This window comes from Catenibacterium sp. UBA627 (assembly GCF_002299355.1).
In the GTDB taxonomy this organism is placed as follows: domain Bacteria; phylum Bacillota_I; class Bacilli_A; order Erysipelotrichales; family Coprobacillaceae; genus Catenibacterium; species Catenibacterium mitsuoka.
This window is the reverse complement of sequence record NZ_DBPF01000021.1, coordinates 1-8,850: the sequence shown is the minus strand read 5'-3', so window position 1 is coordinate 8,850 and position 8,850 is coordinate 1. Positions and strand designations below refer to the sequence as shown.

The 8,850-nt window shown below is 32.3% G+C and carries 11 protein-coding genes; 6 read left to right on the top strand and 5 right to left on the bottom strand.

From position 1 onward, the window contains the following. The coding region (locus B2S90_RS01405; RefSeq protein WP_286696436.1) for an HAD hydrolase family protein at window positions 1-1,101 on the top strand (1,101 nt) is incomplete at its 5' end. Between the two features lie 232 nt (window positions 1,102-1,333). On the opposite strand, the gene B2S90_RS01400 is transcribed toward B2S90_RS01405, so the two are convergent. The 3 genes from B2S90_RS01400 to B2S90_RS01390 are packed head-to-tail and all read right to left on the bottom strand — an operon-like array spanning window position 1,334 to window position 2,989. Continuing rightward, window positions 1,334-1,777 carry a dUTP diphosphatase gene (locus B2S90_RS01400; protein ID WP_055233042.1) on the bottom strand — a complete coding sequence of 148 codons (444 nt, stop codon included), beginning with the start codon at window positions 1,775-1,777 and terminating at the stop codon, window positions 1,334-1,336. 58 nt (window positions 1,778-1,835) lie between these two features. Further along, complete coding sequence (locus B2S90_RS01395) at window positions 1,836-2,390, bottom strand: manganese efflux pump MntP family protein (RefSeq protein ID WP_055233045.1); 555 nt, start codon at window positions 2,388-2,390, stop codon at window positions 1,836-1,838. 2 nt (window positions 2,391-2,392) lie between these two features. Then, window positions 2,393-2,989 (bottom strand): IMPACT family protein, encoded by a 597-nt coding sequence (locus B2S90_RS01390; protein ID WP_055233047.1) that lies wholly within the window; start codon window positions 2,987-2,989, stop codon window positions 2,393-2,395. Window positions 2,990-3,084: 95 nt separating this feature from the next. Between B2S90_RS01390 and B2S90_RS01385 the strand changes: the two genes are divergently transcribed. The 5 genes from B2S90_RS01385 to B2S90_RS01365 all read left to right on the top strand — a co-directional run bounded on the left by B2S90_RS01385 (window position 3,085) and on the right by B2S90_RS01365 (window position 7,172). After that, complete coding sequence (locus B2S90_RS01385; RefSeq protein WP_278860299.1) at window positions 3,085-3,945, top strand: DegV family protein; 861 nt, start codon at window positions 3,085-3,087, stop codon at window positions 3,943-3,945. Between the two features lie 47 nt (window positions 3,946-3,992). Beyond that, the gene (locus tag B2S90_RS01380; RefSeq protein WP_040390084.1) at window positions 3,993-4,889 is read left to right on the top strand and encodes a hypothetical protein; all 897 of its coding nucleotides are present in this window, start codon (window positions 3,993-3,995) and stop codon (window positions 4,887-4,889) included. A 112-nt stretch (window positions 4,890-5,001) separates the two neighbouring features. Beyond that, complete coding sequence (locus B2S90_RS01375) at window positions 5,002-5,622, top strand: hypothetical protein (RefSeq protein WP_055233051.1); 621 nt, start codon at window positions 5,002-5,004, stop codon at window positions 5,620-5,622. After that, the gene (locus tag B2S90_RS01370; RefSeq protein ID WP_286696435.1) at window positions 5,586-6,620 is read left to right on the top strand and encodes a helix-turn-helix transcriptional regulator; all 1,035 of its coding nucleotides are present in this window, start codon (window positions 5,586-5,588) and stop codon (window positions 6,618-6,620) included. The genes B2S90_RS01375 and B2S90_RS01370 overlap by 37 nt, the downstream gene beginning before the upstream one ends. Window positions 6,621-6,629: 9 nt before the next feature. After that, window positions 6,630-7,172, top strand: a complete 543-nt coding sequence (locus B2S90_RS01365) for a hypothetical protein (RefSeq protein WP_055233056.1) — start codon at window positions 6,630-6,632, stop codon at window positions 7,170-7,172. 34 nt (window positions 7,173-7,206) lie between these two features. Here B2S90_RS01365 and B2S90_RS01360 read toward each other — a convergent pair whose 3' ends face one another. Next, window positions 7,207-7,395 (bottom strand): hypothetical protein, encoded by a 189-nt coding sequence (locus B2S90_RS01360; RefSeq protein ID WP_286696434.1) that lies wholly within the window; start codon window positions 7,393-7,395, stop codon window positions 7,207-7,209. Window positions 7,396-7,897: 502 nt separating this feature from the next. Next, the gene (locus tag B2S90_RS01355) at window positions 7,898-8,347 is read right to left on the bottom strand and encodes a CFI-box-CTERM domain-containing protein (protein ID WP_279148669.1); all 450 of its coding nucleotides are present in this window, start codon (window positions 8,345-8,347) and stop codon (window positions 7,898-7,900) included. Window positions 8,348-8,850: the final 503 nt, after the last annotated feature.

The window sequence follows — 8,850 nt, the reverse complement described above, 5'->3', positions numbered from 1 at the left end:
CAGGCACTTGTAAGAGCCCTCGGCACACTTATAGGGGCTATTACTGGAGCTATTGTCATGTTTTTACAGCCTTTCATCCATATTGATTTCGCATGGGATTTACTCAATGCATTATTTATTATGTTGACTATTTACTTAACAGTCTTATTTAAAGTACAACATATGGCATTTATGGCCTGTGTGGCTTATCTAAGTGTTGCAGTTATTCCTCATGCTGGTATTTCACCTTACACATTCTTATTCTATCGTGTCTTAGATACATGTATTGGTGTAGGGGTAGGTTATCTTGTCTGTACTTTACACTTACCAGTTAAAAGAAGAAATGATGTTCTCTTTGTAGCTGAACTTGATGATATGGAACAGACAGCACACCAGCAGTTAAATAACTTCAATAAGACACAATTGAATAAACTTGTAGATGATGGTGCCTTGTTTACTATCATCACTAAAAGAACACCTGCATCCATGCAGGCAGAAATTGAACATCTTAAACTACATCTACCAGTGATCGCATTAGATGGCGCAATATTGTATGACGTACCAAAAAACGAACTATTATGTACCTATTCCTTACCACAAACATTAGGTTCAAAGATCACTCGATTATTAGATGATAAACATCTTAATTACTTCTATCACGTTCTCAAAGACGATGTATTATTGACATATTATAATAGTTTCGACCAGTCCGAACAAATGGACTATTATGATATGATGCGTCAATCCCCTTATCGTAATTACATCTTTGGATTGCCTTCACATTCCTATCAACCTCTTTATATCAGTGTTCTTAATACAAAAGAGATTATCTATGATATTATAGATGACCTGATAGATTTAGGATTACATAAACAATTGCGCTATTTTGTAGAAGAAGATTATTTTGAAGGCATGTGCTTACTTAAGATTCTTTCTTATGAAGCCACTCCAGAAAATATGCTGGAAAGATTAAAGGAAAAGTTAGATATTGAAGAAAGTCTTGTCTATGGTTCATCTGATTCAATATGTGATGTCATAGTACCGGACAATGATTTCAATAGTATAGTAAAAAGTATTCATAACGAATATGAAGGAATTCAAATGAAAAGAAGACAGCCATGATAGCTGTCTTCTTTTCATTCATGGGGGAGTCTCAATGTATATTCAATTCATGATTGATATCATGGATTTTTTTGTTTGTATACTTATTTGCAACTCCCATGATTAAAGTACTTAATAATACTGCAATAATAGTTAAAATAATATAGATCATAAGAATCACCTCTTTCATGCCTATACTATACATGTCAGTTATGGAATTCGTATGTATTCTCTATGTATTTATTATGTTTTTTTACAATCCTTCTAACATATCATCAAATGTGATACCTAAAGAAAAACCAAAATGGAAATAATCATCTAAAGCATCCTGTAACTTAATAGGACTATAACCATTTCTTAAATCTAGAATATCCTGATTGACTTTAAAGAGTAAATCAACAGAACTACTCTTTTCAGGCATTTCCTCATGATTCTTGATTTCATCAATCTGTAAGTCATACGCAATACTCATTAATAAGCGCATACCTTCAATATAAGTGTCTAAAAGAGCGTTTTGATCAACCTGAGTATCTTTATCCCAGAATGTATAAACATGTCCTAATTCTCCTGTATTATACACACATTGCATAAATGCTAGAAGCTTATGATCAATCTTCTTAATATCTAGAATCTGACCTTTAGGAATATCTAATTCTCTGTTTAATACTAACTGATATAATTTTGATAATTCATTCATTTAAATCACCTCTTATATACTATTATAGTCAATAAAAAAAGAGAATCACGTAGATTCTCTAAATAATTCCTAAACCTTCTATTAAAATCTTAATACCTATGAGAATAAGAATAATACCACCAGTGATCTGTGCTTTCTGTTCATATTTACTTCCAAACACATGACCAATATAAACACCAGCAGATGCAATAATAAATGTCGTTAAACCAATAATAGAAATAGCCATGAAGATATTGATTGATTCAAAAGAGAACGTGACACCTACTGCAAGTGCATCAATAGCAGTTGCGATAGCAAGCATCAACATTGTCTTCCAAGAGAAGTCATCATTCTGTTTTTCTTCTTCAAAAGATTCTTTAATCATATTGATTCCAATAAATGCGAGTAGGATAAACGCAATCCAGTGGTCAATAGAATCCACTAAACCACTCAATGTAGAACCAAGACAATAACCAATAAATGGCATCAATGCCTGGAATCCACCAAACCATACACCACATAATAATACATTCTTAATAGATAACTTCTTTACAGATAATCCTTTACATACAGATACCGCAAAAGCATCCATGGATAACCCAATACCAATTAATAATATTTCTATACTAGACATCTTTACACCTCAACTGGAATATAATCTTCCTTTACAACCTCATAATGCATATTGGATGCAGTCAGTTCATTAAGTTCATCTAAGAAAGAAGTATCTCTTAAATAAACATCATAATGAACTTTTTCATCATACTCAGTATTCATTAATAATAGATTCTTAGATTGTATTAAATAAGATACCTTACGGCTGAAGTGATAGTCAACACTAATACGATAAAGCTTGACGAGTTCTTTATCGACTATTTCTGCTTCTTTTAAAGCATCTGCAACACTATTTGTATAAGCACGAGTCAATCCTCCGGCTCCTAGCTTAATCCCACCAAAATAACGTGTCACAATCGCAATCACATTATCGATCTTCTGTCTCTGTAATACATTCAACATAGGAAGTCCTGCAGTACCTGATGGTTCTCCATCATCATCCGCTTTTTCTAAAGGACCGACACGATAAGCGACGCAGTTATGTGTTGCATCATCTTTAGAATAGAGTTCTATTAAGTCTTTGATTTCTTTTTCATCATTACATGGAATCAGGGTTGTAATGAACTCTGATTTCTTAATAATGATTGTATTTGTCGTTGTTTCTTTAATTGATCTCATAGTTTCACCCGTTCGTATTATATCCCATTGGTTGTAAAATAAAAAGAAATAAACTATAATATACATAGTGAATTATCACTGATGGGGTATTAAAAATGAGTAAAATAGCGATTATTGCAGACAGTGGCTGTCAGATTGATATCAATGGAGAGCATGAAGGTATTTATATTGCACCATTATGTATTGGTCATGGTAGTCAGACATATTTAGATCAATTAGAAATCACAAGTCTTGATGTATTTAATCAGATGAAGGAAACAGATGATATGTATACAACATCTCAGCCTTCGACTGGTTCTTTAATGAAGGCTATGGAAGATGCGAAAAGAGATGGTTATGATGAGTTAATTGGGATTCCTATCGCAACTGGTTTATCATCTACATTAAATGGTATGCAGGTTGCAGCTAATACAGTAGAAATGCCTATTACTTTAATCGATTCTCAAGGAACAGCACATGTTCAAAAAAAGCTTATTGAAGCAGCACGAAATCTCATAGAAAAGGGTCAGTCTGTTTCTGAAATTAAAGAAAAGCTTGAAGATATGGTTAAGCATTCAGGTACAATTATTTTTACACCAAACTTGAATCACCTTAAAAAGGGTGGGCGTATTACGCCTGCAGTCGCAATGCTTGGCAATATGTTGAAGCTTGTTCCAGTTATGGAATTGAATAGTGAATTAGGTGGTAAGATTGATACTTTAGGCAAAGTAAGAACAACACGTAAGGCATGTAAGATGCTTGCTGATCGTGTTGTTGAAAGAGGCGCAAATGCGAAAGATTATACATTTGCGATTGAAGATGTTCTTGCACCTGAAGAAGCTCAGCGTGTAAGAGACTATCTTGAAGAACAATTAGGTCCATGTCAAGTTACCATGAGAGAGTTACCAAGTGTTGTAGGTGCTCATATGGGAATTGGTGGTGTAGGAATCCAATTCATCAAAAATCTCGCAGAATAGGAAGCAGATGATGAATCTGCTTTTTTTGTATAGAAAGGAGGAGGCGCATGCAAAGAGAATTTGAAATGGTTGTACAGACAAGTGCAGCTACACAGAGTTTACGTTATTTATTAAAAAGCGGTGATATGACGTGTATCACAAAGGGAGAAATTACTAAAAGACTAGAAGCAGCAGTCCTTTTACAGGATTTAAGTTTTCAGGCTGTTATGACAAGTGGTGAAGTCGTAGAGGATATGCTGGAGAATACCTATGAGGATTATGATGAAGCATTAAGAGATTCTATTCAGACTCATGGAATTGTATTTAAGGATTATACCTTTGCGGTGACTTATAAATATGATGAAGAAGCTGTCTTTAAACCTTTCTTCTCTAGACAATATGGGGCAGACTTAGGTTTTTCACTTCCATTAGTGGATGATATGAAATATGCGAATATGTGTGTATGTCTTGCATTAATTAAATTATCAAGAGAATATGTACGCACAAGCGTAGGAATAACTCATGATTATACAGATGTGAAGCCTAGTATTCATCTTACATTTAAACCAGGTATATTCCTACCTAAGCTACTTACAGAAAAGCCATATACAGAAATGACATTCAATGCAGTCTATGCTGCAATATATAAGCTACGTGCCGCAATACGTTTCTTCTCATATGATCATACAGAAGAAGCTTATAAGAAGTGGATCACTTTGATAGAAGAAATGAGTACTCGTCCTTATGATGGTATATTAGATGATCTGGATGAATTAGACTATGTGCCATCACAAAAAGAAGAACTTTATGTATATGAAGATAAGGTCAATGGTGGAGGTACTGTTCAGTGCTTAAATAACTCATTTTATGCATTAATACTCTGGGCCGCTATATTGACTAAAGTCATGAATGAACAGTTCTTATATGAAACAAACTACCCGGACATGAACTTATGGGATTATTAATAAAAAGAAAATTATCAAAACACCTATAAATAGGTTTTATCAGTGTAAACTTTGACGCATTAATTCTTTCTCTTCGCTATAATAGTGTTAGAAAAAAGAGGAGGGAAAGAATATGTTAGAAAGTTATAAAGAAATTACATCAATCTCATTAAATAAGTTAAAGGACTACTTAGATGTCATTGATGTATATCATGATTCATTTATTGATACTTGCAGAAGTCAGAAGAAAATAGAGGCTTATATTAAGGCACATCAAAAGAAATACTTAGGACTTGCTTTAAAGAAACTCTATGAAATTGATGATATGCAATGTCTAGAAAATCATCTTGTAATGATTGAGTATTTATTTGGAGATCATCCACGTATTCAATCATTGAATAAAAAGTTATGTAACTATATGCTGCACAATGGATCACCAATAGACGTGTATCGTATTGTGAGACATCTGATGCCTTTCTCATATGTTGCTCTTATTTCTATATTAGTAGAGAAAGAAGTCATTACTTATGCACAGGCTGCTTACTTCTCTTTGGTAGAAGAAGATATTGAAGGGGCTTATGACTACTTAGAAAATTGCGTTGTGGAACCAGATGAATCACTTTTAAATCTTTATGCATCTTATGACTTGATTGGTTATTTCCTACTTGTGGATCATTATAGTAAAAAGGTATCTTACCAGGTATCAGGAGGCATAAGATGGGAGAAAAAATGTGGGCTGTCTTCTCATTATTGATGAATTCAGAAGAATGTATCAGTGCAGAAGAAATACAGCGTCAATTAGAAGAAAAAGGTTATGATATTGGTTTAAAAGCTGTTTATGCAGTGATTAAACAGATTAATGCATTTACATCTTTAATGTTTGGAAAAGAAATAATCAAAGCAGTGAGACGTTTTGGTTATATTATTGAAACGGGCTATTTTGATGAAGCACAACTACAGTTATTGATTGATATGGTGAATTATCGTCAGGACTTAAGTAGTGCAGATAAAGTAGAATTGATTAATAAACTTTTAAAATTCTCTTCTGCAAAACAGAAGGATTATTTAATCATTCCTGAATTAGAAGAAGATGAAGAAGAAGTTTATTCACTTAGTAGAAACTTAAAGACCATTACTTCCGCAATACGTAATAAGAAAGATATACGCTTTAAGTATATCGATTATGCAATCATTGATGGACATCCTGTAGAAACACATTCTACAAAAGGGAATGCGGGTATTAGTCATGAATATTATAATGTAAGTCCTTATAATACAGTTATTGTGGATGGTCATTACTATTTACGTGCTTATTATAATAAGCATAAGGATTCATTAACTACATTCCGTATGGATCGTATTAGAGATTTACAGTATAGTCGTACATATTATTTTGATTTTGATGATGAAAAGAAGATTAGTGAATCTTTAAGACAATCATTAGAGAAATCAATGAATAGTTTCTTTGATGGTGAAGAAATTACATTACATATTAAGTTTGATGTAGCACTTATTAGAGAAGTTGTTTCTCGTTTTGGAAATGAGATTACTATGACTAAGACTATTCCTCCAACTGGTTATAATAATAAGCAGTTATGGTATGAAACACGTATTGAAGGGATTATCTTTAATACAGGTTTGATGAACTGGATTAGACAGTTTGGTCCTATGATGGTTGTAGTTGGTCCAAAGAAATTAAAGGATTCTATTGTGTCTGCATTAGAAGAGAACTTAAGCTACTATAAAAAATAGGTGTACATTATGTATATACTAGAATTATGTCAGGGTGAAGTGAGTCATGAGATTGGTTTATTTCATACGATAGAGGATGGAAGAGAGCTGATTTCACAATTAGATGGATATAAGTATGAAGTGATAGAAGGGTTTGAGTATGAATACTTTGATCCTACTACTGTACCTGATTATGTAGAACTAGAATATAATGGTCATATTGTACCTTTTACTACATATATGTTTACAGGTGATGGAAAGGTAGATATTTATTGGAAAGAGATTGTAGACTTATCTATACCAGGAAATGGAATGATTGAAGGAGCAACAAGAGTGGATGCTTATTCTATTCCTAATGATGAACTTAAGGATTATATAGAGAAAAGAGAATATAACTATATATGTGTTAAACAATACTTAGAATCTAAAGGATATGAGGTAGAGAGAGCTTATTTTGGTTCTGAAGATGGTGAAGCCATCTTATATAGAGATACAGGAGATTGGCATTTCTTAACACATATGGATCCTGAGTTTGTGGAATCTGAAGACATATTAAAAGACTTAGACATTTAGGTGTCTAAGTCTTTTTGTTATGCCAAGAATCTGTTTAATTTACAATGTAGATTGCTTCTCCCTGTTTAATCATACTAGATAGCTTTGTTGGGGTTAACTGTTTATTTTCATAAATGATATAATCATAAACGTCAGTACGATATTGTAGTACTTCATTATATAATTTAGTGTTTTTTGAATAAAATTCTTTCTGCCACATCGTATCAAGAAGCTCTCTAATCATGTGTTCTCTTTTCTTTATTTCGTTCATAGCCCAATTTTTGTTGTTTTCATCTTTCATATATGTAAGATACAAATTAATCAATGCGACTTGTCTTCTTCCTATATGTTCAAATTCTGATTGAGCACTTTTCTTAACTTGTTGATTTGAACTCTTATAGAAAATCTGATCTTTTGTATCAAACCAAATTTTCCAATTGAATTCACATGTATCACTATTCCAACAGCGTTCAATAGTATAAAACAGTGTATTTTGTAGAAAAATGTCTTCTGACGCATCTTTACATTCTTTTTCATACTCTTTTGCATGAATATAACATGCTACGCCAATAATTCCTATGATGATTCCAGCTGTATGGGATCCTGATCAATAAGCAATTATACCAAATACTACAGCTGTAATTCCTACAGCTGGTTCTTCCCAGGCCCAGACTAAAAAAGAGAATATTAAGATTAAAATAATAGCAAGAATTATATAACTCCACATACTTCATACTTCTCCTTTACTATATTTTTGATGAATCATGAAACAACATCATATAGTTAATGACTGCTTCATCATAATTTTCAGCATCCACCATCTTAGCGATATTTGTGATTTTTGCATACATTTCTTCAAGAATTTCTTCTCTATTTTCAGAAGCATTTATTTTCTTAACAATCGCAGGTGCTTCTGCATAATAATCATTAATTAATTTTTTTCCATAAGACTGTTTTGAAATATAGTTATCTCTTAATTTACGCATTGTTTCAAGTTCATAGCAATCATCTGGTAGACCTTTATAATCGCAGCAAGCTGTTGTTAAAAAGCATCCTCCTGAGCCATCATCAAAATGATTACAATCTTGTATTTCATCAGGATCCTCTAAAGTTTTATAGTAAGTGCAATGCCATTTCCAACTGCCACTTACAGGTTCTCCCCATTTACAATCTTTACATCTTCCATAATTAGACATACTCATATTCTCCCTTTTAATAATTTTTGATAGATTCAGTTTTGCAGAATTACTTTTCATAATATATGTTCTCACATAGAATTAGTTCTTTAATTCTCTTTTTTATGAAGCAACTTGCATATTTAATTAACCCTTTTTTAAGGTTTATACACAACTAATAATCTCATCTATCATATAAAATTAAATCTTATCTAAGGATTGATAGAGTGTCAATAAGTGCCAAAGAAGTAAAATTTAAAATAGCAAGGAAATAAAATATAAAGTGAAGAGTTAAATGCAACTTTAGGCAAGTGAAAAATTGTATTTAGTCTTTTACAACTTCAATAGTTGAACTTTTTTTGCAAGTGTATAATTATTTGTGATGTTTGTATTTCTATTTCATGAAAGGCTGATTAGCACTGTCAAATCAGATAATGAACTGCATTTTACCTGTACAGAAAGAGAAATCGTTCAGAGATGGATATAAAATGGTGCTACTAAGACTTCTATTGCTACAATTCTTG